Below are 22,826 nucleotides of genomic sequence, written 5' to 3' on the forward strand. Positions count from 1 at the left end.
AGGCGAGCCGGCTTTCCCTGCAAAGCGTGGCGTGCGTCCGGAATCGGCACGCAACATGCGGCTCAAAATTTGCTTGCTTCGTTCCGTCTGGAACTTCATCCTGCGGTGATCCGTCATGGTTTCACGCGTCCCTCTCAATCCCGGCCGCGCGCCAGCGAGCCTGAAGTCGGTGATGAACGACCACGCCTTTCCTCCTCGTCTGGCCGGACGCACCCGCCCGCCTGCCGCTACCCGGCGCCCGCCCCCGGCTCCCAGGCCGGTGCTGATCGTGCTGCATCAGGAGCATTCCACGCCCGGCCGCGTCGGCCGGCTGCTGCAGGCGCGTGGCCATGCGCTCGACATCCGCAAGCCGCGCTTCGGCGATCCGCTGCCCGCGACCATGCGCGACCATGCTGGAGCCGTGATCTTCGGCGGCCCGATGGGGGCCAATGATCCCGAGGATTTCGTCAAGGCGGAGATCGACTGGATCGGGACCTGCCTGAAGGAGGACGCACCTTTCCTCGGCATCTGCCTCGGCGCGCAGATGCTGGCCAAGCAGATGGGCGCTGAGGTCTACACCCATGGCGAAGGTCGCGCCGAGGTCGGCTATTACCCGCTCTCCATCACCGAAGCCGGGAAGGCCCATGCCGAGACGGCCGGCTTCGTCTGGCCCGGCACCGTCTATCAATGGCACCGCGACGGCTTCGACTGCCCGCGCGGCGCCGAATGCCTCGCCACCGGCGGCGATTTCCCGACCCAGGCGATCCGCGCCGCCTCGCGCGTCTACGGCATCCAGTTCCACCCCGAGGTCACGCCCGCGATGATGTATCGCTGGTCGGTGCGCGGCTATGAGCGCACCCTGATGCCGGGCGCGCAGCTCGGCCACACCCATGTGCCTGGCTGGTTCCAGCACGACCCGGCGATCCGCCTCTGGCTCGACGCCTTCCTCGACCATTGGCTGAAGGAGCCGGCGGAAGCCGGAACGGCAACCGCGTGACTCGTACAGCTCTCGTCCTCGGCGCCGGCATGGTCGGCGTCTCCTGCGCGCTCGCCTTGCAGAAGCGCGGCTTCACCGTGACGCTCATCGATCGCAGGGAGCCGGGGCGCGAAACCTCCTATGGCAACGCCGGGGTGCTCGCCCGCTCCTCGATCGCACCACTCAACAACCCCTCGCTCTACGGCAAGCTGGCCGGCTATCTCGGCAACGGCCACCCGGCGCTCAATCTGAGCTGGCGCCGCGCCCTGACGCGGCCGGGCTGGCTGCTGCGCTTCCTCTGGGAAGGCCGCCCCTCCCAGGCGGCCGCCCGCATCGCCGCGCTCGATTCCATCACCGCCAGCACGGTCGAGCGCCACCGCGCCCTGATGGCCGAGGCCGGCGTGGCGCATCGCCTGCGCGAGAACGGCACGCTCAAGCTCTGGCGCAGCGAAGCCGGCCATGCCGCCGCGCAGGCCGAGCATCATTTCCTCAAGCGCCACGGCATCGCCTCGCGGCTCCTCGACCGGCAGGGCATCTCCGCCGTCGAGCCGCATCTGAACCCGATCTTTCGAGCCGGCCTGCTCATCCCCTCCAACGCCTCGGTCGATTCCCCCGGCGCCGTCACCGCCGCCTACGCCGCGCTCTTCGCCGGCCGCGGCGGGCAGATCGTGCAGGCCGAGGTGAAGGCGCTCACCCGTCAAGACGCCGGCTGGCGCGCCGCAACCGACAAGGGCACCTTCGAGGCCGGGATCGCCGTGGTGGCGCTCGGCCCCTGGAGCGGCGATCTGCTGAAACCGCTCGGCCTCGACCCCAGGCTCGATGTCGAGCGCGGCTACCACCGCCACCTGAAGCCCGAAGCCCGCGCGACCTTGTCGCGGCCGATCTACGATGTCGACGCCGCTTATTTCATGGCGCCGATGGAGCAGGGCTATCGCGTGACCAGCGGTGTCGACCTGTCCTTCCGCGACGCGCCCGACGCGCACCGCCAGATCGATGGCGTGACGGAGGCTGCGCGCGAGGCCTTTCCGCTCGGCGCCGTTGCCGGCGAAACCTGGCGCGGGGCGCGGCCGACCTTGCCGGATTCACTGCCGATGATTGGCGAGGCGCCTGGTAATCCCGGCCTCTGGCTCGCCTTCGGCAACCAGCATATCGGCTTCTCGACTGGCCCGATTACCGGCGAGATGATCGCGGCGATGGTCTGCGGCGAGACGCCGCCGGCCGATCCGAAGCCGTTCAGGCCGGAGCGGTATATCGGCTGAGGTCGGCTTCAGAGACCCATCGAAATGGGCGCTGGGAATCCCTCTCCCGGATGAGAGAAGGGTACCCCGCGCTTTCCATTGGCGACACGCGGACAACACCAACGAAAAACGCCAGCCCAGAGGCCGGCGTCGATCGAAGCACCGGAAGCGCAGCCGATCGCGCCGGCTCAGACCTGGCGCGCCACCATCATCTTCTTGACCTCGGCGATCGCCTTGGCCGGGTTCAGGCCCTTCGGGCAGGCATTCGCGCAGTTCATGATGGTGTGGCAGCGATAGAGCCGGAAGGGATCTTCCAGATTGTCGAGCCGTTCGCCGGTCGCCTCGTCGCGCGAGTCGATCAGCCAGCGATAGGCCTGCAGCAGCGCGGCCGGGCCGAGATAGCGGTCGCCGTTCCACCAATAGCTCGGGCAGGAGGTCGAGCAGCAGGCGCACAGGATGCACTCGTAGAGCCCGTCGAGCTTCTCGCGGTCGTCCTTGGCCTGGCGCCACTCCTTCTCGGGAGCCGGCGTCGTCGTCTTCAGCCAGGGCTCGATCGAGGCGTGCTGAGCGTAGAAGCGCGTCAGGTCGGGCACGAGGTCCTTGACCACCGGCATATGCGGCAGCGGGTAGATCGCGACCCGGCCCGCATTCTTGCCGGTGCCGCCGCACTCGTCGATGCCGGTGGTGCAGGCGAGCCCGTTCTTGCCGTCCATGTTCATGGCGCAGGAACCGCAGATGCCCTCGCGGCAGGAGCGGCGGAAGGTCAGGGTCGGGTCGACCTTGTTCTTGATCCAGATCAGCGCGTCCAGAACCATCGGCCCGCAATCGTCGCGGTCGACATAATAGGTGTCGGTGCGCGGATTGGCGGTATCGTCCGGGTTCCAGCGATAGATCTTGAACTCGGTGACGTTCTTGGCGCCGGCCGGCTTCGGCCAGGCCTTGCCTTCGGTCAGGCGGGAGTTCTTCGGAAGATTGAATTCAGCCATCAGATCGTCCTCAGTACACCCGTGCCTTGGGCTTGATGTACTCGATGTCGTTGGACATCGTGTAGGTGTGCACCGGGCGGTCGTCGAGCGTGACGGTCCGCTTCTCGTCGTCGATCCAGGACAGGGTGTGCTTCATCCAGTCCTTGTCGTCGCGGTTCGGATAGTCCTCGCGGGCATGGGCACCACGGCTTTCCGGCCGGTTCAGCGCCGAATCCATGGTCACGACCGCCTGGGTGATCAGGTTGTCGAATTCCAGCGTCTCGATCAGGTCCGAGTTCCAGATCAGCGAGCGATCCTTCGTGCCGACATCGGCGATGCCGCCCCAGACCTCGTGGATGAGCTTGTGGCCCTCTTCCAGCGTCTCGCCGGTGCGGTAGACGGCGCAGTTGTCCTGCATCGTCCGCTGCATCTTGTCGCGCAGCACCGCGGTCGGCGTGCTGCCCGAAGCGTTGCGGTACTTGTCGAGGCGGGTGAGAGCGAGGTCGGAGGAGCCCTTCGGCAATTCCGGCTGCTTCTCGCCGGCCGTGACCGTCTCGGCGCAGCGCAGGCCCGCCGCGCGGCCGAAGACGACGAGGTCGATCAGCGAGTTCGAGCCGAGGCGGTTGGCGCCATGCACCGAGACGCAGGCCGCCTCGCCGAGCGCCATCAGGCCGGGAACGACCGTATCCGGATCGCCGCCGACCTTGGTCAGCACCTCGCCGTGGAAGTTCGTCGGGATGCCGCCCATGTTGTAGTGCACCGTCGGCAGAACCGGGATCGGCTCGCGCGTCACGTCGACGCCGGCGAAGATCTTGGCGCTCTCGGAGATGCCGGGCAGGCGCTCATGCAGGATCTTCGGGTCGAGATGGTCGAGATGCAGGTAGATGTGGTCCTTGGTCTTGCCCACGCCGCGCCCGGCCCGGATCTCCATCGTCATCGAGCGTGAGACGACGTCGCGCGAGGCGAGGTCCTTGGCCGAGGGGGCATAGCGCTCCATGAAGCGCTCGCCCTCCGAGTTGGTGAGATAACCGCCTTCGCCACGCGCGCCCTCGGTGATCAGGCAGCCCGAGCCGTAGATGCCGGTTGGGTGGAACTGCACGAACTCCATGTCCTGCAGCGGCAGGCCGGCGCGCAGCACCATGCCGCCGCCGTCGCCGGTGCAGGTATGGGCCGAGGTCGCCGAGAAATAGGCGCGGCCATAGCCGCCGGTCGCCAGGATGGTCTGCTGGGCGCGGAAGCGATGCAGCGTGCCGTCATCGAGCTTGAGCGCGATCACGCCACGGCAATGGCCGTCCTCGTCCATGATCAGGTCGATGGCGAAATACTCGATGAAGAACTCGGTGTTGTAGCGCAGCGCCTGGCCATAGAGCGTGTGCAGCATGGCGTGGCCGGTGCGGTCGGCCGCGGCGCAGGTGCGCTGGGCCGGCGGGCCTTCGCCGAATTCGGTGGTCATGCCGCCGAAGGGGCGCTGGTAGATGCGGCCGTCCTCGGTGCGCGAGAAGGGCACGCCCCAGTGCTCGAGCTCGTAGACGGCGGCCGGCGCGTTGCGCACGAGATATTCGATGGCGTCCTGGTCGCCGAGCCAGTCCGACCCCTTCACGGTGTCGTACATATGCCACTGCCAGGTGTCCTTGCCCATATTGCCGAGCGAGGCGGCGACGCCGCCCTGGGCCGCCACGGTGTGCGAGCGGGTCGGGAAGACCTTGGTGATGCAGGCGGTGCGCAGGCCGGCCTGCGAGCAGCCGACGGTGGCGCGCAGACCCGCACCGCCGGCGCCGACGACGACGACGTCGAAGGTGTGGTCCGTGATCGGATAGGCGGTGCCGGTATAGGCCGGGACCGGACGGGATTTTGTGATCGCCATCGGATCAGCCTCCAAAAGACAGCTTCAGCACCGCGTAGACGCTGGCGGCGCCGATCGCGATGGCGAAGAAGGTGTTGGCCATGACGGCGAGGATCTTGGTCCCCTCGCTATGGACGTAATCCTCGATGATGACCTGCATGCCGAGCCGCATATGGATGCAGGCCGAGAGGATGAAGAGCAGCATCAGGATCGCGACGAGAGGGTTCGACAGCAGCGCGATCGCCGCCGGGTAGGGCCGGCCGACCAGCGCGATGACGATGCCGATGAAGATGATCGTCAGGATCAGGTTCGAGACGGCGGTGACACGCTGCAGCCAGAAATGGCCGGTGCCGGACTTGGCGGAACCGAGGCCGCGAACGCGGCCGAGCGGGGTGCGCATCGAGGAATTGGACAGCATGAGCGGGCTCCTCAGCGCAGGACCAGAGCGACGATCCAGACCAGGACCGTCAGGCTCACCGAGGCGACGAGCGAGAACTTCGCCATGTTCATCCGGGTTTCGGGCTCATAGCCCTTGCCCATGTCCCAGACGAAATGCCTCAAGCCCCCGACCATGTGGTGGATCAGCGAGAAGCTGTAGAGGAAGAGGACGAGCCGGCCGAGGAAGGAGCCGGCAATCACCTGGGCCGTATCGAAGGCGGCGGGCCCCGACGCAGCGGCGACCAGCCAGGCGGCGATCAGCACCGTGCCGAGATAGAGCCCCGTGCCGGTGACGCGATGGGCGACGGACATCGCCATCGTCCAGGACCAGCGATAGATCTGCAGGTGGGGCGAAAGCGGACGAGCCGCGGGCTTGACCTCGGCCAATATCATTCTCCGATCAAGCGGCCCGTCGGAAGGAACGGACCCATTTGGGATCATTCTAGAGTGACCCGCTCTGTAACGAAACCGGCACGACGCTGCAATGCGGCAGGCGCGAAGCAAAGTTACAGATTCTGAAATTCGTCATTTTCTTATCGAAAGCTTACCGCGGCAGCAGCGCCCAATAGTCGAAATCGAGGATCACGCCGGGCGCATATTGCTCGCCTTCCTTGAGCGGATGGGCCGCGCACGGCAGATTCTTGGTAGCGACGAGCCGGAGCCTGAGCGCGCCGACATCGCTGCGCCCCGGCAGCTCCGCGCATGCCAGAACCTCGCTCCAGGCATAGACGGTATCCCCCGCGAACAGCGGCGCGACATGGCGCCCGCCATTGATCGCGGCGATGTGAAAGGCGTTGCCGAGCCCGTTGAACGAGAGGGCGCGGGCAAGGCTGATGACATGGCCGCCATAGATCAGCCTCTTGCCGAAGCGGCTGCCCTGCGCGGCATGGGCGTCGAAATGCACCCGCGCCGTGTTCTGGTAGAGCCGCGTGGCGAGCTGATGCTCGGCCTCCTCGACGGTCATGCCGTCGACATGGTCGATCTTCTCGCCCACCGCATAATCGCCCCAGCGGAAGCGCGAGCCGGCCAGCGCATCGTCATGGCCGGCGAGATCGAGCGGCGGGCAGCCCTCGCCCAACACGTCCGGCAGGACCGCCTTGGCCAGCTCCGGCACCTGCTCGGCATGGGCGGGCGTGCCCGGCTGGCGCTTGCGCACCAGCACCCAGCGCGCATAGCTCAGCACGATGTCGCCATGCTGGTTGCGGCCGATGGAGCGGACATAGACGATGCCGGCATCGCCGGCCGAGGCCTGCTTCAGCCCGATGACCTCGGAGGTCGTCGAAAGCGTGTCGCCGACGAAGACGGGCTTGAGGAAGCGCCCATCGGCATAGCCGAGATTGGCGACGGCATTCAAAGAGATATCCGGCACCGTCTTGCCGAAGACGATGTGGAAGACGAGCAGATCGTCGACCGGCGCCGCCGAATAGCCGATGGCGCGGGCGAAGGCCTCGGAGGATTGCACGGCGAAGCGCGGGCCGTAGAGCGCCGTGTAAAGCGCGACGTCGCCCGCCGTGACCGTGCGCGGCGTCGCATGGACGATGACGTCCCCGAGGTGGAAATCCTCGAAAAAGCGGCCGGAACTGGTCTTGATCGTCGCGCCGGTCATGCGTTGCCTCCTGATGGGAGGCGAGTTTGCGTTGCAACGAAGCTCTGCGTCCAGCCCTGAAGACAGGTCGAGCGTCATGCTCGGGCTTGACCCGGGCATCTCGTGAAGGAGAAGCCCCCCACGCGTCGCGAGATTCTCGGGTCGCCGCTGCGCGGCACCCGAGAATGACGCCCTTCGATCACCCCGCGATCGTCGCGAGCTTCGCCAGATCGACATTCGCGCCGCAGACGAGCACGCCGAGCCGCTCGCCCTTGGCGGGCTTGTAGGCGCCGCTGATCAGCGCGCCGAAGGCCGCCGCGCCGCCGGGCTCCACCGCGAGACGGAAATCGCGCCACAGCGCCGCCTGCGCCGCCGTGATGGCTGCGTCAGCCACCAGCGCGACATGGTCGACCGTGTCCTTGCAGACATCGTAGACGAGCTGGCCGACATTGCGCGCGCCCAGCGAATCGGCGGCGACGGAGGCGACCTTGACCTCGGCCGGCCCCTTCGCCTCCAGCGCCGCCTGCAAGGCGCGCGAGCCTTCCGGCTCGACGCCGACGACCTTGACCTTGCTGCCGGCAAACCAGCTCGCAATGCCCGAGATCAGTCCGCCACCGCCGACCGCGACGAGAACGGTGTCGAGATCGGGTTCCTGCAGATCCCATTCACGGCCGAGCGTGCCCTGGCCGGTGACGGTCTCCTTCGCCGCGAAGGGATGGATCTTCAGCGCGCCGGTTTCCGCGACGAAGCGGTCGCAGGCCGCCTGGGCATCGTCATATTGCGCGCCGCCGACCACAACCTCGGCACCGAAGCGCTTGATCGCCTCGATCTTGGCCGCGGGCGAGATCTCGGGCACGAAGATCGTCGCCTTCACCCCGCGCTTCATCGCGGCATAGGCCACCGCCGCGCCGTGATTGCCGCCCGAGGCCGCCGAGACGCCCGCAGCCGGCACCGCCAGCGAGAGCAGGTTGTTGAAGGCGCCGCGCGTCTTGAACGAGCCGGCATGCTGCAGGCATTCGAGCTTGAGCGAGAGATCCGCAGCCGAGCCGAGAGCGCCACTGCCCAGCCGCATGACAGGCGTGATCCGGGCATGGCCGGCGATGCGCGCCGCCGCTTCCTCGATCATCGGACGGGTGACGGGGCGTTCGCTCATGGCTCGATCCTGTGATGACGGCGCCCGGGACGAGAATGTCCAGATCGCGATGGGAAGCCCGTGGCTATCGCGCCCCGGCGGATCGGGAAAGGGCTTTCCGCGCCCGGCGGCAATGTGCCGGGCGACGACCAGCGCCGCCAGCGCATCGAGGAGATCGTCCGCCGCCGCGCCGCGCGGAGGCCGCGCCGAGAGCGCCTCGGCCGCGATGCCGGCGTCCCTGAGCAGTCCCCGCCGCTCGGCCATGCCGGGCGGATTGATGACCCCCTTGATCTTCTTCGGGTGGGTGAGCGGCACGCCCTTCATCATTCGGAAGGCGAGCTCGGGATGGACTTCGAAGACGCGCTCGCGCCATTCCGCCTCCGCGCGGAGCAAGGCATCGATCTCGCGGATCTTCGGGAAGAGGTGAAAGCCCTGCTTCGAGACCTTGCGGGGCGGATCGGACGCCGCGAGCGCCAACGCGCAAGCCTCTCGATAATCGGACGCTTCGACAGCACGGCGCGCCGGAATCGAAAAAACCGAGGACTGCCTGTCGCCCAGCAGCGCCCGCACCGCCTGCTCCGGTCCGCGCCCGGAACCCGTCACCTGATCCGGCAGACCGATCGGCATGTCGACCGCAACGATATCGGGCCCGATCTCGCCGGCGAACAGATCGGCGAAGCGCGGCACCACACGGATGATCGGGGCCGCCGGCCCTTCGGCAGAGTCGATAGCCGCGATCCAACCCGCCTTGCAGCCATCCACACCGGCCAGCCATGCCATGCCCGTTCCCTCCGCCTTTCGCAGCGCTGGCATCGCATCCGCGTTCGTCTACTGTGCGGCGCAGCACAAGCCGGCCGTGTCAGGAGAGACGATGACCGCGATCCGCCCCCGCCGCAGCGCCCTTTATATGCCGGGCTCGAACGCCCGCGCGCTGGAAAAGGCGCGTGAGATCGCGGCCGACGTCCTGATCCTCGACCTGGAGGATGCCGTCGCCCCCGACGCCAAGGCAACGGCGCGCAAGCAAGTCTGCGCCGCCGTGAAGGCGGGCGGCTATGGCCGGCGCGAGCTGGTGATCCGCGTCAACGGCGCCGGCACGCCCTGGTTCGCGGACGACCTGGCTGCCGCGACGGAGGCCGGGCCGCAGGCGATTCTGGTCCCGAAGGTCTCGGCGCCGGATGAACTGCACGAGATCGCCAGCCGGCTCGATGGTCTTCGGGCCGATTCCACCATCGCGGTCTGGGCGATGATCGAGACCCCGCTCGCGATCCTCGACGTCGAGCGCATCGCACGGGCCGCGCGCGACCCTGCCACGCGGCTCGCCTGCTTCGTCATGGGCACGAACGATCTCGCCAAGGAGACCCGCGCCCGCTTCGTGCCGGGCCGGGCGACGATGCTGCCCTGGCTGACGAGCGCGCTGCTGGCCGCCCGCACCCATGGCATCGACATCCTCGACGGCGTCTACAACGACATCAAGGACGAGGCCGGCTTCCGCGCCGAATGCGAGCAGGCGCGCGATCTCGGCTTCGACGGCAAGACCCTGATCCACCCCTCGCAGGTCGGGCCGGCGAATACGGTCTTCGCGCCGGACGAGGCGGAGCTCGCCCGGGCACGGGCCATCATCGCCGCCTTCGACCTGCCGGAGAACGCCGGCAAGGGCGCGATCCAGCTCGACGGCCGCATGGTCGAATTGCTGCATGCCGAGATGGCCCGCCGCACCGTGGCGCTGGCGGAGGCGATTGCGGCGTAAGTCCCCTCTCCCCTTGCGGGAGAGAATTAGGGTGAGGGGTCGCGCGACGCGGACGCGAGCCGGACACCGACTTCCAAAGACCTGCGCGACCCCTCATCCGGCCCTGCGGGCCACCTTCTCCCGCAAGGGGAGAAGGAAGGTCGCGCTCGGATGGTCGGGCAGCCCGCTCAGCCCTTCGCGGCCTTGGCCCGCTCGATCGCCTCGACGATCAGCTTCTTGGCCATGGCGGCGTCGCCCCAGCCCTTGAGCTTCACCCATTTCCCGGGCTCCAGATCCTTGTAGTGCTCGAAGAAGTGCTGGATCTGGTCGAGGGTGATCTTCGGCAAATCGGTGTAGTCGTGGACGTTCTCGTAGCGCTTGGTCAGCTTCGGTACGGGAACGGCGATGATCTTCTCGTCGCCGCCGCCCTCGTCTTCCATCAGCATCACGCCGATCGGCCTGACCGCGATGTAGGAGCCCGGCACCAGCGGGCGGGTATTGGCGACCAGCACGTCGCAAGGGTCGCCATCCTCCGACAGCGTGTGCGGGATGAAGCCGTAATTGCCGGGATAGCGCATCGGCGTATAGAGGAAGCGGTCGACGAAGAGCGTGCCAGCCTCCTTGTCCATCTCGTACTTGATCGGCTCGCCCCCGATCGCCACCTCGATCAGGACATTCACTTCGTCAGGCGGGTTCTTGCCGATGGAGATGGCGTCGATGCGCATGAGGGAACCTGTCGCTTGGATATTTCGCCGGGCCTTATGCAAGTTCGCAGCAAAAAGTCCAACCCCTTCCGGCAGGACAAGCCATCAGACGATTTGCGCATGGTTGCCGTCACTGCTATCCGGCCCGTCATGAACAGCCCCGAGACCAGGCCGTGCTGAGCCGCCTGCGCCCCGACGAAGAGCGCTATGCCCGCCGCATGGCCCGCATCGCCCGCTGGGACCGGCCGATCGAAGGCCGGGCCGCGCGCCTGCGCGCCTGGGCCAACATGCTGCTGGTCGACCACGGCGTCTTCCGCCTCGCCTATCTCAACGCCCATCGCGTGACGCCGCGTCTCTGGCGTTCGGCCCAGCCTGCGCCCGGCCAGATCGCGGCCTTCGCCCGCAAGGGCGTGAAGACCATCGTCAACCTGCGCGGCGGGCGCGAGCACGGCTCCTGGCCACTCCAGAAGGAAGCCTGCGAGCGTCACGGCATCGCGCTCGTCGATTTCGTGCTGCGCTCACGCGGCGCGCCCGACCGGGAGACGATCCTCGGTGCCGAGGCCTTCTTCGCGAGCCTCGAAGAGCCGGCGCTGGTCCACTGCAAATCCGGCGCCGACCGGGCGGGGTTCTTCTCGGCGCTCTATCTGCTGATCCATGAAGGCCGCCCGCTCGACGAGGCGATGCGCCAGCTCTCGCTGCGCTACGGTCATTTCCGCTTTGCGAAGACCGGCATCCTCGACGCCTTCTTCGAGGCCTATCGCCGCGAGGGCGAGGCCAAGGGCATCGCCTTCCTCGACTGGGCCGCGACGATCTACGACCCCGAGCGCCTCGAACGGGACTTCAAGCCCGGTCTTCTGTCCTCGCTGATCGCGGACCGGCTGATCCGCCGGGAATAGGTCATCGACCCGAAAAGTGGAGTGCGGTCTTCGGGTCGATGCCAAAAAGCCTAGGGCATCGGCCGAAACGCCGCTGCGAGGATCACATCCTCACGACTTCGCGCCCGAAACTGCGAAATCCCAGCGTGCACTGTCCTCGGCTTCGCCAAGATGCCGCCAGATGAAGACGACATAGGCCAGCGTCCGAGCGATCGAGACGGCGCCGACGGCATAGAGCAGTGCCGGCGTCAGCGCGCCGTACCAGCGCATCACGCCGATCAGGGCCAGGAGCGAGACGGCGTTGATCAGGACTTGCCAGGCGAGTTGGCGTGACAGGGTCGCGACCTCCTGCAAAGGCCCGACCAGCGTGATCCCGCCGTAGAACAGGCTCATGATGGCGATCACCGCGCCGACACCGGCCCATTTCGTTCCCTCGATGAAGCTGTCGGCGACATGGGCGCCAAGGCCGACGGCGGCGAACAGAGCGCCCGCCGCAGCGATCAGGCCGAGCGTCATCAGCCTGATCCAGAAGCGCCTGCGCTTGCCGACATAGCTGCGCAGCCCGTTGAGCACGAGCGGGGTGGAGACGGTACCGAACATCTGGCTCGGCATCTCGAGCAGCCGCATCGCGAGCGCGACATGGGCCGCCAGCAGCGCATTGGAGGCGTAGGGCAGCGCCAGGATCGGCGCGATGCTGAAGCCATAGGCCAGCAGGGCGGAGGGCAGCAGCGCCCGCGGCGCATCGCGCCAGCGCCAGGCCGCCGCGATCAGGCTGCCGCTGTTCCACAATCGCTGCTGGACCAGCGGCCGCAGCGCCGCATGGCGGCGGCGCAGCAGATAAAGGGTCGCCAGGACATGACCGCCGGCATCCGCCATGAAAAGCGCCAGCGCCTTCGGCCCGAAGAGGCCGATCAGCACCAGCATGATCACCGGCTGGACAACCGCCTGCACCACATTGCTGTTGCCGATGGCACGGAAATCCCCTTCCGCGGTCGCCTCCGCCCAGATCAGGCGCAGGACCGAGCGCGCAGCCAGCGAGACGAAGAAGAAAAAGGCGACGGCCGGCGCCACCCAGCCCGTCAGCGCGAGACCGATCAGCACGAGCACCGTCAGACCGAGGAATGCGGTGCCGACCGCGGCGGCAAGGCGAAAGGCCAGGCCCAGCCGGGCCGCATCGTTGCTCCGGAAGAACACGGCCTCGAGCCGCAGCAGCGAGGCGGTCGAGACGAAATTCGCGGCAGCGGAAAAGACGGCGAAAGCCGCGAAGACGCTCGGCGGGCACAGCGCCGCCGCGACGATCAGCCCCCAGACCGAGATCAGTCGGGCCTGGACGAAGCGCAGGCCGAGCAGGATGGCCGAACCGAAGCTGGAGCGCAGGATCGGCGCGCGCTCCGCCACGAAGCGGCGTCCGGCGGCCAGGGCCAGCGAAGGCCGGCTCGGGGGAAAGGTCGCCCGTTCCATGACGACATGCGCGGCCATATCGACATCCAGGGTTGGAACATCGGGCAAGCCGTCCTCGCTATCGTCGGTGCGCCCGTCCTGATGGACCCGGTCCGCCGGCATTAGGAGATCACGGCTTTCAGGCGGCAACGCTGCGCCAGTATGGTTAACAACTTGTAAACAGCTTTCATCGCTGAGCGTCGGTGCAGGCCGCTCGCCCGCGCGGGGCATGATGCAGGAAACGCATCCTGCCCCTGCCGCAGCTCAGACGAAGCTCGCCTTCAGGGCCTCGAACCGGTTTAGCTGATCCGGCAGCAAAGCGCGACTGGCATCTCGTCGCACGAAGATCTTGAACATCACCTCGCCCGACGCATTGAAGAACTGGACCGAGCAGGCCCGCCGGCCCTGCGCGGTCGCGCGGTCGACGAGATAGATCGCGCGGCAATTCTCGGCCTTGATATGTCCGCCGATCGGGCTGTCGCCATGGATATTGTAGTAGCCATGGCCGAAGCTGCCGACCGGCAGCGCGCCCTCGACCTCCAGGACGATGTCGGGCGTGTGCATCAGGAACAGCACCGTTCCCCAGCTCGCCAGCTCCTGCCACAGCGCCTCGAAGCGCTCGGGCGCCACGAACAGCCGCTGCCCGGCCGGCAGCAGCTCCAGCACCGTGCGGGTCGAGACACCCGCCTCGCGCGCGATCGCCTCGATCAGCCCGTCGGGCTTTGCCGCGAGCAAAGCGCGGGCATGTTCGATCGGGTCGCGGCTCGCGACCTCCGCCGTCGTCATCGCGCGAACCTCACTCGGCCGCCTGGCGGGGCTGATGCGGATTGATCTCGCTCAGCACGGTCTCGAATCCTTCGAACTCGGGATGCCCGAGGAAGACCGGTTTCTCGCGGGGTTGACCGGCATTGCGATGCGACTCGCGGAATTGCTCCGACTTCGTCCAGGCGACGAAATCCTCCTTCGCGGCCCATGTCGTGTGCGAGGAATAGAGCGTGTGGTCCTCCTTCTCCGGCCCCTTCAGCAGATGGAAGGCGAGGAAGCCCGGCATTTCGTCGAGCCGGCTCTTGCGCGAGGACCAGACCGTCTCGAAGGCGGCCTCCTCGCCCTTGACGACCTTGAAGCGATTCATGGCGATGAACATCGGATGATCCTGCACTGAAAGGGCCGTGACCGGCCGAACACGGGGCGCCGGCGCGAATGTCCTCGCGATGTCGTGATCCAGCCGCGCAGCACGAAGCCGCGGGCGAAACCGACACCGCTTGGCGCGTTGCCCTTGACCGCTTCTAGTAAAGCCGAATATCTGCGTCAATAACAGTCGAGGCCAATGCTTGTTTTGAATTACTAAAAACTAGCACTTACTTGACTGGAACGATTTTAAACTGCGGCATCGACAGTTGATCGACGGCGGCAGCGAAGAGCCTGGGCATTCCAGGAGGAGTCGCATCTATGTCCGGCACACAGGCCCCAACGGTTTCCGCACGCTCCCGGCAGCCGAGCCGCCGCCTCGCGGCCGCCATCGGCCTCGCACTCCTGGCGAGCGGCCTCTGGCCGGCGGGCTGGACGATGCCGGCCCTGGCGCAAAACCCCGACAAGATCGTCGTCGCCGGCGGCGTGATCACCGAGGTGCTCTATGCGCTCGGCCTGCAGGAGCGCATCGTCGGCGTCGATTCGACCAGCCAGTTCCCGCCGGAGGCGCTGAAGGACAAGCCGAACATCGGCTATGTCCGTGCCCTCTCGGCCGAGGGCGTGCTCTCGCTGAAGCCGTCGCTGGTCATGCTGATCGATGGAGCGGGCCCGCCCGACGCCGTCTCGCTGCTGACCGAGTCCGGCGTGAGGATCGCCCGCATCGCCGACGGCCTGACGCCGGAAGGCGTCGCCACCAAGATCGACGCGATCGGCGCGGCGGTCGGCGCCGGCGAGCCGGCCCGGCGCCTCGCCGCGCAAACGACGGCGCGCTTCGAGGAGCTGGCCGGGCTGCGCGCCAAGCTGGCGACGAAGAAGCGTATTCTCTTCGTGCTTTCGCTGCAGAACGGGCGCGCCCTCGTCGGCGGCCGCAACAGCTCGGCCGACGCGATCATCGCGCTGGCCGGCGGCCTCAACGTCGCGAGCGCCATCGAAGGCTACAAGCCGATGACCGAGGAGGCCATCGCCGCCGCGGCGCCCGACATGGTCCTGATGATGCGCAACAGCAGCGCCCACAACACCACCCCCGAAGAGCTCTTCGCCATGCCGGCCTTCGCGCAGACGCCGGCCGCCGCGACGAAGCGCCTGGTCCATATGGACGGCCTCTATCTGCTCGGCTTCGGACCGCGCACGCCGATGGCGGCGCGCGATCTCATGGCGGCGATCTATCCGGAAGCCGCCATCCCGCCGCTGAAGACGGCCGCCGCCCCGTGACCCTCGCCGCGCCCGTCCCGGCCATGGCCGCCAATGCTTTGGCAACGCTCGCCGCCGGCCGGCGGCGCGTCGGGCTCATCGCCGTCATCGGGCTTGCGCTGGCCTGCCTGCTGCTCGCCATCGTCGCGATCGGCCAGGGCGCCATCGCGATCCCGCCGGGCCGGGTCGCCGAGATCCTCATGGCGAAACTGACCGGCGATACCTCGCTTCTGGACGGGCGCGACGTCCTCGTGGTCCTCAACATCCGCCTGCCGCGCGTGCTGCTCGGCCTGCTCGTCGGCGCGGGCCTCGCGGTTTCCGGTGCCTTGATGCAGGGGCTGTTCCGCAATCCCCTGGCCGATCCCGGCCTCGTCGGCGTCTCGAGCGGCGCGGCGCTCGCCGCGGCGGCGACCATCGTCCTCGGCGACCGTTTCATGGCCGGCACGATGATGAAGCTGCCCTTCGCGGCCCTGCCTTTGGGCGCCTTCTGCGGCGGGCTTGGCGCGACGCTCGCGCTCTACCTCATCGCCACGCGCGGTGGGCGCACCTCGGTCGCCACCATGCTGCTCGCCGGCGTCGCGCTCGGCGCCCTCTCCGGCGCGCTGACCGGCCTTCTCGCCTTCATCTCGGACGACAGGCAATTGCGCGACCTGACCTTCTGGTCGCTCGGCAGCCTCGGCGGCGCGAGCTGGACGAAGCTCTCGGCGGTGGCACCGATCGTGCTGCCGCTGCTGTTGCTGATGCCGCTGCTGGCGCGCGGGCTGAACGGCCTGATGCTCGGCGAGGCCGAGGCCTATCACCTCGGCATACCCGTCCAGCGCATCAAGGCGCTGGCGATCCTGCTGGTCGCACTCGCGGTCGGCGCCAGCGTCGCCTCGGCCGGACTGATCGGCTTCGTCGGCATCGTCGTGCCGCATCTGATCCGGCTCTCGGTCGGCCCGGATCATCGCCTGCTTCTGCCGCTTTCGGCACTGGGCGGCGCGATGCTGCTGGTCGGCGCCGACATCGTCGCGCGCCTGATCGTGGCGCCGGCCGAATTGCCGATCGGCATCGTCACCGCCACGATCGGCGCGCCCTTCTTCCTCTGGCTGCTGCTGCGTCGCACGAGCCTCATCGATGTTTGAGTCGGGACCGATCCTCTCCGGTCGTGAGATCAGCTTCCTCGCGGGCGGCCGTCGGCTCGTCGCCGAGGCCTCCCTGGAGCTCGCCGGGGGCACGACCACGATCCTGATCGGCCCGAACGGCGCCGGAAAATCGACCCTGCTCAAGCTCCTGACCGGCGAGATCAAGCCGGCCGGTGGACGGATCGAGATCGCCGGCGAGCCGCTCGAGACGGTTCCGGCCTGGCGCCTGGCCTGCCAGCGCTCGGTCATGGCGCAGCATGCCCGCCTCGCCTTCCCCTTCAGCGTCTACGAGGTCGCGCAGCTCGGCGTCGACGGCATCGGCCGGGCGCTGACGCGCCAGCGGCGCGAGGCTGTCGTCGCGGAAGCCCTCGCCGCCGCCGGCGTGCTCGACCTTGCGGGCCGGCGCTACCAGACCCTCTCCGGCGGCGAGCAGCAGCGCGTGCAGTTCGCCCGCGTGCTCTGCCAGCTCGAAGCCGGGCGCAGCGTCGCCGAGCGGCAGGTGCTCTTCCTCGACGAGCCGATCGCGAGCCTCGACCTCTGCCACCAGCTCGCGCTGCTCGACATGGCCCGCAGCATCGCAGCACGCGGCGTCGCCGTGCTGATCGTGCTGCACGACCTCAACCTCGCCGTGACCTATGCCGATCATCTCGTCGTGATGGATCGCGGCCGGATCATCGCGCAGGGCCCCCCGGCCCAGACCCTCGACGACGCCCTGCTGCACCAGGTCTTCCGCGTCGATCTTTCGCTGAGCCGCGCCCCCGCGCCGGGCCTGCCCTTCCTGCTGCCGCAGCAGCATCGCGGCCGGCCGACGGCCTGAGCTGGCATTTCCGCCGATTCACCCCGGATTCATGGTGAATCGCACGGGGATCCGCCTTCACCATATTGCTCAACCGCCGGTTCACGGCTGCGGCGCGATGGCTTCCGATCTGTTCAACCGGAGATCGGACCATGTCGAGACAGGTTGCGGCCGCGGGCTTCGCCGTAGCGGGACTCGCCCTTTCGGCCTTGTGGCTGCCATCGCCCGCCGCGGCCCGCGAGGTCGTCGAGATGCGTGAAGCCCGCTATCAGCCCGGCACCATCGTGATCCGCACCGGCGAGCGCCGGCTCTATTACGTCGTCGCCCCGGGCGAGGCCATCCGCTACACCATCGCGGTCGGCAAGGCCGGCAAGCAATGGCGCGGCGTCAAATATGTCGAGGAATTGCAGGTCGATCCGGCCTGGAGCCCGCCCGCCGAGGTGAAGCGCGACAATCCCCGCCTGCCGGACGTCATTCCCGGCGGCTCGCCGCGCAACCCGATGGGCGCGCGCGTCATCGGCCTCGGCCCCGGCGGCCAATACGCCATCCACGGCACCAACATGCCGACGACGATCGGCAGCGCCGCCTCCTATGGCTGCTTTCGCATGCATAATGGCGATGTGATCGACCTCTATGCCCGCGTACAGATGGGCACGCCGGTCGTCGTCTTGCCCTGAGGGGTCACGCCGAGGGTGCCGGGCCTCTCAGGCCCGGTTTCTGGATCAGAGCGCGACGGGCGAAACCAGCGGCTTGCCGGCGAAGAAGGCCCGCAGATTGCCGAGCATGGTTTCCTGCTGCGCCGCCTGCGCCGATTCCGAGGCGGCCGCGATATGCGGCGTCAGCACGACATTGTCGAGCGCCTTCAGCCTGTCGGAGACATGCGGCTCGTTCTCGAAGACATCGAGCCCCGCGCCTGCGATCACGCCCGTCTCCAGCGCCGCGCACAAGGCGTCCTCGTCGACCGCGATGCCGCGCGAGATGTTGACCAGATGTCCGCGCGGCCCCAGCGCCTTCAGCACCGCCGCGTTCACGGCATGCCGGTTCTCGGCGCCGGCGCGGGCCGAGACGACGAGGACATCCGCCCAATCGGCGAGGCCGAGCAGGCTGTCATGGTAGCGATAGGGCATGTCGGCGCGCCGGCTGCGGTTGTGATAGCCGATCTCCATCTCGAAGCCCTCGGCCCGGCGCGCGATGCGGCTGCCGATCGCGCCCAGCCCGTAGATGCCGAGCTTGCGCCCGGCCAGCCCCGGCACCGGAGCCATGCGCTCGACCGCATTGCCCTGCCAGCGCCCGGCCCGGACGTAACGGTCGCTCTGCGGAATCTGCCGTGCCGTGGCGAGCAGCAGCCCCATGGCGAATTCCGCCACGCCGGTGGCATTGGCGTCTCCGGCATTGCCGAGCGCAATCCCGCGCGCCTTGGCATGCGCGCGGTCGACACCCTCGATGCCGGTGCCGTAGCAACAGACCAGCCTGAGCTTCGGCAGGGCGGCCATGAGAGCGGCGTCGGTGCGCAGGGTCCCGATGGTGAGCAGCGCCTCGACCTGCTCCGCCCCCTCCGGGAGTGCCTCCGGCGTCGAATGCTCCATCGGACCCAGCAGCGTATAGCTTTCACGGAGTCGGTCGATGAACGCCGCCGGCAGCCGCGGCACCATGAGGAGAGTGGGTTTCATCGATCGACTCCAGACAATACCGCATCGCAACATTTCCGCGGCATCCGCTCAAGCCCGCCACCGGCAGGACTGCCATATGCCGGATGCACGCCTTTGCCGCAGTGAACTGGCCGAAAGGCGAAAGATCGGCCGACGCCATTTCCCTCGCCTGCGGCAAAAAAGCACGTTAGCTTCGTCCTGCGACACGAAGCTCGCTCGAGCAAGAGCCGGGCCAGATAAGGGGCTACCCGTATGGATCACCTCGCTGACGTGAAGAAGTTTGCCAAGAAGCCGCTGAACGAGGCCGCCTTCGCCGGGATGGCCAAATCCTATGCGCTGGTCATGGGCAAGCCCGACACGCGCTATGTCGCCTGCTCCGACCCGGCCGAACTCGACCGCGTTCGCGAGAACTTCCTGAAGAAGAAGCTCGGGCTGAAATCCGGCGATCTCGACGGCTCGATCAAGGCCGTCTGCGAGCAGATGAAGGAAGACCGGACCAAATCCCGCCTGACCTTCTACTACCTGCTGGCCGAGCACCACGGAAAGCTCGACCTCTTCATCAAGAAGTAGGCCGGCGCCGTCCCCGGCATCGCCGGGGATCTTCCCCCAGGGCAAGCGATGCGGCCGGCGGGATGTGCCGGCCTTGCGCAGGCTTGCCCATTCCGTCCGATCCATCGCGAAAGATCGCGGCGCGCCCTGCCGGACGCGGGTGGCGGTGATCTATGCGCTTGTCACCGCATCGGATCGTTCCGGGGAGCGGGCTCCGCTTTCCGGGCCAGCGCCATAGAGGTCCGCGCGCGTCAACGGCAGGCCGGACGGTCCCTTGCGCCGCTTCGAGACCAGCGTCTGGTTGACCAGCGCGCCGCCGCGCTCGAAGGCGAGCGAGCAGCCGGCGAGATAGAGCAGCCACATTCGCGTCCGCTCCGGGCCGATCTCGGCCTCCGCCCTCTCCTTGTTGGCGTCGAGCCGCTCCCACCACAGCCGCGTCGTACGCTGGTAGTGCTCGCGCCAGCCCTCGACATCATGGACCTCGAAGCCATGGCGCTCGAGATTGGCGATCGACATACCGAGATGGTCGAGCTCGCCGCCGGGGAAGATGTAGCGCACCAGCGCGCGATACTCCGCCGGCATCTTGTTGAAGGCCTTCTCGGTCTTCTTGGCCCGGCGCGAGATGCAGTGATGCAGATAGAGCCCGCGCGGCCGCAGCAGCCGGTTCACCGCCCGGAAATAGGACGGGTGATTGCGGATGCCGACATGCTCGAACATGCCGATCGAGGAGATCTTGTCGAATTCCCCCTCCATCTGGGTGAAGTCCTTGAGATGAAGCGTGACCTTGCCCTGAAGCCCGAGCTTCTCGACCTTCTCGCGCGCCAAGGCGAGCTGCTCCTCGGCCAGCGTCACGCCATGGGCCTCGACGCCATAGTAGCGCGCGGCATGACAGACCAGCGCGCCCCAGCCGCAGCCGATGTCGAGGAAGCGGTCGCCGGGCTTCAGGCGCAGCTTCCGGCAGATCATGTCGAGCTTGTCGCGCTGGGCCCGCGCGAGGTCGCCATGGTCCTCGGTGAAGTAGGCGCAGGTGTAGACCATCTCCTCGTCGAGGAAGAGCCGGTAGAAATCATTCGAGACGTCGTAGTGATAGGCGATGTTGGCCTTGTTGGTCGCCGGGGCCCCGTCGCGCGCGATCTCGTCGCCCTTGCGATGATCGATCGCTTCGGCCGCCTTGCCGGGCGCGAAGATGAAGCGTCTGGCGACGTCGAAGATCGCGCTCTTCGGGATGTTGCGCGCGAGCCTGCCGACCTTGCCGTCAGGCCGGGCCGCCGCGAGATCGAAGATCGAGCCGTTCCGGATCGAGATGCGGTCGGTGACATGCAGGTTGAGGAGCGTGTCGAGCTTGGGCTTGCGGATCAGGGCGGCCGGAACGCCGGCATCGGCGATGGCGATGGCGAGCCCGTCGGCAGGCCAGGAGGCGGGCACCGAACTGCCGTCCCAAAGCCGGAAGCCGAGCTTCAGCCCGAGCTTGTCATGCGCCTCCGCCAGAAGGCGGCGCAGGGCGGCGAGCCGCTTGTCATCGTTCGTCATGATCGGCTCCTATTGGCTGCCTCCCTCTGGCAGCCGAAAGCAGTTGGCAATCGCCGCCACCTGCAAACGGACCCGACATAAACCATAACGCCGTGAAGTCATGAGGTTTTCGTATCGGCGCTGCTAGAAGAGATGCGTTCGAGAGGAAGGTGCCATGAAGCCGAAACTGTTTCTCACGCTCATCATAGCGGCCTCATGCTATCTCGTGCAGAATCTCGACGTTTGGGCGCAAACGCCGAACCCCAGCTCACCCCTTGCCGCTCAGTCGGTCGGACGCGGGCAGCCCACACGAATCAACGTCAACTTTCGCATTGAGATCGATGGCGAAACCGGAGACCTGGCGGCCACCGAAAAGGCAAGAAAAACACTTTACAGCCAGGCGGCGCGGGAATGCTCGGTGCTCACCGCGAGCTTCTCGGGCACGAGTTGCCTCATGGAAAACCTGAACGTCATGTTTCAGAGGGACGGCTCGGTGAACCGGGGTTCGGCATTCCTGAACGGCAACGCCGTCTATCAGCTTCGCGCCGATTGAGACGACAGACATTCCCTTTCACGGTTTCGTCTCAGAAATCGCTGGCGATGCCCTTCACCTCCCAGTCGTCGTAGCGCACCGGCTCAAGCCCACCGCGCCCGTTGACCTCGCGCTGGCCGGCAACTTCGGCGGCATGGGCATCGATGGCCGCGCGGCGTGCCTCGGCCTCGGCCAGAGCGCGCTTGGCCGCCGGCGAGAGCACCTTCTCCGTCACGGCAGGTGCGGGCGTGGCATCGCTGGCTTTTTCCGGCATGCGGAACATCTCCACGTTCTTGCCTTTTCGCATTTTCGTCACGCGAACCGGCGTCCACTTCGCTCGAAAATGCTCTTGGCCCGGACTTGCAGGATCGGGCCGATACCCACCACATAGGGCAGGAAACCGGCATTCGCGAGGGTAATCCGCCCTTTTCCATGCCCACCAGCGAAGGGGATACGATGAACTACGTCAGGACCGGCATGCTGATGGCGGGTTTGACCGCGCTGTTTCTCAGCGTCGGCTACCTGCTGGGCGGGAGCAGCGGCATGCTGATCGCGCTGATCTTCGCCGCCGGCACCAATCTCTTCAGTTACTGGAATTCCGACCGGCTGGCGCTTGCCGCCCATCATGCCCAGGAGGTCGATAAGCGCAGCGCGCCCGAACTCTATGGCATGGTCCGCGACCTCGCCGCCCGCGCCAACATGCCGATGCCGCGGGTCTATCTGATCCAGGAGGACCAGCCCAACGCCTTCGCCACCGGCCGCAATCCCGAGAACGCGGCCGTCGCGGCAACGACCGGCATCCTGCGCACGCTGACCTATGAGGAACTGGCCGGCGTGATGGCGCATGAGCTCGCGCATATCAAGAACCACGACACGCTGACCATGACGATCACCGCGACCTTCGCCGGTGCGATCTCTTCGCTCGTCACCTTCGGCATGTTCTTCGGCTCGCGCGACAACCGCCCGAATGTCATCGTCCAGATCCTGCTCTCGATCCTCGCCCCGATGGCGGCGGCGCTGATCCAGATGGCGATCTCGCGCTCGCGCGAATACGAGGCGGACCGCCTCGGCGGCGAAATCGCCGGCAATCCCATCTGGCTCGCCGACGCGCTCGCCAAGATCGCGGCCGGCGTCCAGCACATTCCCAGCGAGACAGCCGAGGCCAGGCCTGCTACGGCGCACATGTTCATCATCAATCCCTTGACCGGCGGCGGCATGGATAATCTCTTCTCGACCCATCCCGACACCGGCAATCGCATCGCCGCGCTGATGGAGCAGGCCCGCGCCATGGGCCTCGGCCGCGCCCCGGCGGCGCCGAGCTTCACCGGCCAGGCCTCCGGCAGCCCCTGGGGTTCCGCGCCGCGCCAGCCCGGCCCCTGGGGCTGAG

Annotated in this window: 24 protein-coding genes; 11 read left to right on the forward strand and 13 right to left on the reverse strand. The window is 67.5% G+C overall.

Going from position 1 to position 22,826, the window contains the following annotated elements:
- Positions 1-172: 172 nt before the first annotated feature.
- Together IED13_RS10935 and IED13_RS10940 are read left to right on the forward strand one after the other, a co-directional pair.
- Positions 173-976 (forward strand): glutamine amidotransferase, encoded by an 804-nt coding sequence (locus IED13_RS10935; RefSeq protein WP_191124245.1) that lies wholly within the window; start codon positions 173-175, stop codon positions 974-976.
- Positions 973-2,214, forward strand: coding sequence for an NAD(P)/FAD-dependent oxidoreductase (locus IED13_RS10940; RefSeq protein ID WP_191124198.1), 1,242 nt, complete (start codon positions 973-975; stop codon positions 2,212-2,214). The genes IED13_RS10935 and IED13_RS10940 overlap by 4 nt, the downstream gene beginning before the upstream one ends.
- Before the next feature lie 167 nt (positions 2,215-2,381).
- Here the strand turns inward: IED13_RS10940 and IED13_RS10945 are convergent, their stop codons facing one another.
- From IED13_RS10945 to IED13_RS29205, 6 genes are all read right to left on the reverse strand, one after another.
- The gene (locus tag IED13_RS10945) at positions 2,382-3,179 is read right to left on the reverse strand and encodes a succinate dehydrogenase iron-sulfur subunit (RefSeq protein ID WP_038362753.1); all 798 of its coding nucleotides are present in this window, start codon (positions 3,177-3,179) and stop codon (positions 2,382-2,384) included.
- A gap of 10 nt (positions 3,180-3,189) precedes the next feature.
- Positions 3,190-5,022, reverse strand: coding sequence for a succinate dehydrogenase flavoprotein subunit (gene sdhA / locus IED13_RS10950; protein ID WP_142022767.1), 1,833 nt, complete (start codon positions 5,020-5,022; stop codon positions 3,190-3,192).
- Between the two features lie 4 nt (positions 5,023-5,026).
- Positions 5,027-5,419, reverse strand: coding sequence for a succinate dehydrogenase, hydrophobic membrane anchor protein (gene sdhD, locus IED13_RS10955; RefSeq protein ID WP_248312538.1), 393 nt, complete (start codon positions 5,417-5,419; stop codon positions 5,027-5,029).
- An 11-nt stretch (positions 5,420-5,430) separates the two neighbouring features.
- Positions 5,431-5,832: a succinate dehydrogenase, cytochrome b556 subunit gene (gene sdhC / locus IED13_RS10960; protein WP_133561001.1), complete on the reverse strand. Its 402-nt coding sequence runs from the start codon at positions 5,830-5,832 to the stop codon at positions 5,431-5,433.
- Positions 5,833-5,983: 151 nt separating this feature from the next.
- Positions 5,984-7,030, reverse strand: coding sequence for a MaoC family dehydratase (locus IED13_RS10965; RefSeq protein ID WP_113254387.1), 1,047 nt, complete (start codon positions 7,028-7,030; stop codon positions 5,984-5,986).
- A gap of 193 nt (positions 7,031-7,223) precedes the next feature.
- Positions 7,224-8,936, reverse strand: coding sequence for a serine/threonine dehydratase (locus tag IED13_RS29205; RefSeq protein WP_191124199.1), 1,713 nt, complete (start codon positions 8,934-8,936; stop codon positions 7,224-7,226).
- A gap of 91 nt (positions 8,937-9,027) precedes the next feature.
- Between IED13_RS29205 and IED13_RS10975 the strand changes: the two genes are divergently transcribed.
- Positions 9,028-9,903, forward strand: coding sequence for an HpcH/HpaI aldolase/citrate lyase family protein (locus IED13_RS10975; protein WP_191124200.1), 876 nt, complete (start codon positions 9,028-9,030; stop codon positions 9,901-9,903).
- A gap of 167 nt (positions 9,904-10,070) precedes the next feature.
- Here the strand turns inward: IED13_RS10975 and ppa are convergent, their stop codons facing one another.
- A complete protein-coding gene (ppa, locus tag IED13_RS10985) occupies positions 10,071-10,607 on the reverse strand; it encodes an inorganic diphosphatase (protein ID WP_038362742.1) in 537 nt (178 codons plus the stop codon).
- Positions 10,608-10,759: 152 nt separating this feature from the next.
- On the opposite strand from ppa, the gene IED13_RS10990 reads away from it, so the two are divergent.
- Positions 10,760-11,482: a fused DSP-PTPase phosphatase/NAD kinase-like protein gene (locus IED13_RS10990; RefSeq protein ID WP_260368415.1), complete on the forward strand. Its 723-nt coding sequence runs from the start codon at positions 10,760-10,762 to the stop codon at positions 11,480-11,482.
- A 90-nt stretch (positions 11,483-11,572) separates the two neighbouring features.
- On the opposite strand, the gene IED13_RS10995 is transcribed toward IED13_RS10990, so the two are convergent.
- The 3 genes from IED13_RS10995 to hmuQ form a co-directional block, all read right to left on the reverse strand.
- Positions 11,573-13,024 (reverse strand): hypothetical protein, encoded by a 1,452-nt coding sequence (locus tag IED13_RS10995; protein WP_191124201.1) that lies wholly within the window; start codon positions 13,022-13,024, stop codon positions 11,573-11,575.
- Positions 13,025-13,165: 141 nt separating this feature from the next.
- Complete coding sequence (hutX, locus tag IED13_RS11000; RefSeq protein WP_191124202.1) at positions 13,166-13,687, reverse strand: heme utilization cystosolic carrier protein HutX; 522 nt, start codon at positions 13,685-13,687, stop codon at positions 13,166-13,168.
- Between the two features lie 10 nt (positions 13,688-13,697).
- On the reverse strand, positions 13,698-14,045 hold the full coding sequence (hmuQ, locus tag IED13_RS11005; RefSeq protein WP_038362734.1) for a heme-degrading protein HmuQ: 348 nt from the start codon (positions 14,043-14,045) through the stop codon (positions 13,698-13,700).
- A gap of 305 nt (positions 14,046-14,350) precedes the next feature.
- Here hmuQ and IED13_RS11010 point away from each other — a divergent pair, with 305 nt between their 5' ends.
- The 4 genes from IED13_RS11010 (at position 14,351) to IED13_RS11025 (ending at position 17,877) form a co-directional block, all read left to right on the forward strand.
- Positions 14,351-15,301: a heme/hemin ABC transporter substrate-binding protein gene (locus tag IED13_RS11010; protein ID WP_248312539.1), complete on the forward strand. Its 951-nt coding sequence runs from the start codon at positions 14,351-14,353 to the stop codon at positions 15,299-15,301.
- Positions 15,302-15,324: 23 nt separating this feature from the next.
- The gene (locus IED13_RS11015) at positions 15,325-16,404 is read left to right on the forward strand and encodes a FecCD family ABC transporter permease (RefSeq protein ID WP_142022982.1); all 1,080 of its coding nucleotides are present in this window, start codon (positions 15,325-15,327) and stop codon (positions 16,402-16,404) included.
- Positions 16,397-17,221, forward strand: coding sequence for a heme ABC transporter ATP-binding protein (locus IED13_RS11020; RefSeq protein ID WP_191124203.1), 825 nt, complete (start codon positions 16,397-16,399; stop codon positions 17,219-17,221). The genes IED13_RS11015 and IED13_RS11020 overlap by 8 nt, the downstream gene beginning before the upstream one ends.
- 131 nt (positions 17,222-17,352) lie before the next feature.
- Entirely contained in the window at positions 17,353-17,877 is a 525-nt protein-coding gene (locus IED13_RS11025) for a L,D-transpeptidase (protein ID WP_038362730.1), read from the forward strand.
- A 45-nt stretch (positions 17,878-17,922) separates the two neighbouring features.
- Here IED13_RS11025 and IED13_RS11030 read toward each other — a convergent pair whose 3' ends face one another.
- The gene (locus IED13_RS11030) at positions 17,923-18,870 is read right to left on the reverse strand and encodes a 2-hydroxyacid dehydrogenase (protein ID WP_142022760.1); all 948 of its coding nucleotides are present in this window, start codon (positions 18,868-18,870) and stop codon (positions 17,923-17,925) included.
- 231 nt (positions 18,871-19,101) lie between these two features.
- Between IED13_RS11030 and IED13_RS11035 the strand changes: the two genes are divergently transcribed.
- Positions 19,102-19,419: a DUF2853 family protein gene (locus IED13_RS11035; protein ID WP_038362726.1), complete on the forward strand. Its 318-nt coding sequence runs from the start codon at positions 19,102-19,104 to the stop codon at positions 19,417-19,419.
- A 150-nt stretch (positions 19,420-19,569) separates the two neighbouring features.
- Here the strand turns inward: IED13_RS11035 and IED13_RS11040 are convergent, their stop codons facing one another.
- The gene (locus tag IED13_RS11040; protein ID WP_191124204.1) at positions 19,570-20,928 is read right to left on the reverse strand and encodes a class I SAM-dependent methyltransferase; all 1,359 of its coding nucleotides are present in this window, start codon (positions 20,926-20,928) and stop codon (positions 19,570-19,572) included.
- Between the two features lie 154 nt (positions 20,929-21,082).
- Between IED13_RS11040 and IED13_RS11045 the strand changes: the two genes are divergently transcribed.
- Positions 21,083-21,460 carry a hypothetical protein gene (locus IED13_RS11045; protein ID WP_191124205.1) on the forward strand — a complete coding sequence of 126 codons (378 nt, stop codon included), beginning with the start codon at positions 21,083-21,085 and terminating at the stop codon, positions 21,458-21,460.
- Between the two features lie 31 nt (positions 21,461-21,491).
- On the opposite strand, the gene IED13_RS11050 is transcribed toward IED13_RS11045, so the two are convergent.
- A complete protein-coding gene (locus IED13_RS11050; RefSeq protein ID WP_133561012.1) occupies positions 21,492-21,713 on the reverse strand; it encodes a DUF1674 domain-containing protein in 222 nt (73 codons plus the stop codon).
- Between the two features lie 182 nt (positions 21,714-21,895).
- Here IED13_RS11050 and htpX point away from each other — a divergent pair, with 182 nt between their 5' ends.
- Positions 21,896-22,825 (forward strand): zinc metalloprotease HtpX, encoded by a 930-nt coding sequence (gene htpX / locus IED13_RS11055; protein WP_191124206.1) that lies wholly within the window; start codon positions 21,896-21,898, stop codon positions 22,823-22,825.
- Position 22,826 lies beyond the last annotated feature (1 nt).

Origin of the sequence: Allobosea spartocytisi, assembly GCF_014764685.1 — a bacterium.
Classification (GTDB): Bacteria; Pseudomonadota; Alphaproteobacteria; order Rhizobiales; family Beijerinckiaceae; genus Allobosea; species Allobosea spartocytisi.

Excerpts from the sequence above, each read along its gene's own strand:
- IED13_RS11045 (WP_191124205.1), top strand. The coding sequence starts at position 21,083 with ATGAAGCCGAAACTGTTTCTCACGCTCATCATAGCGGCCTCATGCTAT.
- IED13_RS11035 (WP_038362726.1), top strand. The coding sequence starts at position 19,102 with ATGGATCACCTCGCTGACGTGAAGAAGTTTGCCAAGAAGCCGCTGAAC.
- sdhD (WP_248312538.1), bottom strand. The coding sequence starts at position 5,419 with ATGCTGTCCAATTCCTCGATGCGCACCCCGCTCGGCCGCGTTCGCGGC.
- IED13_RS10995 (WP_191124201.1), bottom strand. The coding sequence starts at position 13,024 with ATGCCGGCGGACCGGGTCCATCAGGACGGGCGCACCGACGATAGCGAG.
- IED13_RS10975 (WP_191124200.1), top strand. The coding sequence starts at position 9,028 with ATGACCGCGATCCGCCCCCGCCGCAGCGCCCTTTATATGCCGGGCTCG.
- IED13_RS11015 (WP_142022982.1), top strand. The coding sequence starts at position 15,325 with ATGGCCGCCAATGCTTTGGCAACGCTCGCCGCCGGCCGGCGGCGCGTC.
- IED13_RS11040 (WP_191124204.1), bottom strand. The coding sequence starts at position 20,928 with ATGACGAACGATGACAAGCGGCTCGCCGCCCTGCGCCGCCTTCTGGCG.
- IED13_RS10945 (WP_038362753.1), bottom strand. The coding sequence starts at position 3,179 with ATGGCTGAATTCAATCTTCCGAAGAACTCCCGCCTGACCGAAGGCAAG.
- IED13_RS11025 (WP_038362730.1), top strand. The coding sequence starts at position 17,353 with ATGTCGAGACAGGTTGCGGCCGCGGGCTTCGCCGTAGCGGGACTCGCC.
- htpX (WP_191124206.1), top strand. The coding sequence starts at position 21,896 with ATGAACTACGTCAGGACCGGCATGCTGATGGCGGGTTTGACCGCGCTG.
- IED13_RS11020 (WP_191124203.1), top strand. The coding sequence starts at position 16,397 with ATGTTTGAGTCGGGACCGATCCTCTCCGGTCGTGAGATCAGCTTCCTC.
- IED13_RS11030 (WP_142022760.1), bottom strand. The coding sequence starts at position 18,870 with ATGAAACCCACTCTCCTCATGGTGCCGCGGCTGCCGGCGGCGTTCATC.
- IED13_RS10935 (WP_191124245.1), top strand. The coding sequence starts at position 173 with ATGAACGACCACGCCTTTCCTCCTCGTCTGGCCGGACGCACCCGCCCG.
- hmuQ (WP_038362734.1), bottom strand. The coding sequence starts at position 14,045 with ATGTTCATCGCCATGAATCGCTTCAAGGTCGTCAAGGGCGAGGAGGCC.
- sdhA (WP_142022767.1), bottom strand. The coding sequence starts at position 5,022 with ATGGCGATCACAAAATCCCGTCCGGTCCCGGCCTATACCGGCACCGCC.
- IED13_RS29205 (WP_191124199.1), bottom strand. The coding sequence starts at position 8,936 with ATGGCATGGCTGGCCGGTGTGGATGGCTGCAAGGCGGGTTGGATCGCG.
- sdhC (WP_133561001.1), bottom strand. The coding sequence starts at position 5,832 with ATGATATTGGCCGAGGTCAAGCCCGCGGCTCGTCCGCTTTCGCCCCAC.
- ppa (WP_038362742.1), bottom strand. The coding sequence starts at position 10,607 with ATGCGCATCGACGCCATCTCCATCGGCAAGAACCCGCCTGACGAAGTG.
- IED13_RS11050 (WP_133561012.1), bottom strand. The coding sequence starts at position 21,713 with ATGCCGGAAAAAGCCAGCGATGCCACGCCCGCACCTGCCGTGACGGAG.
- IED13_RS11010 (WP_248312539.1), top strand. The coding sequence starts at position 14,351 with ATGTCCGGCACACAGGCCCCAACGGTTTCCGCACGCTCCCGGCAGCCG.
- hutX (WP_191124202.1), bottom strand. The coding sequence starts at position 13,687 with ATGACGACGGCGGAGGTCGCGAGCCGCGACCCGATCGAACATGCCCGC.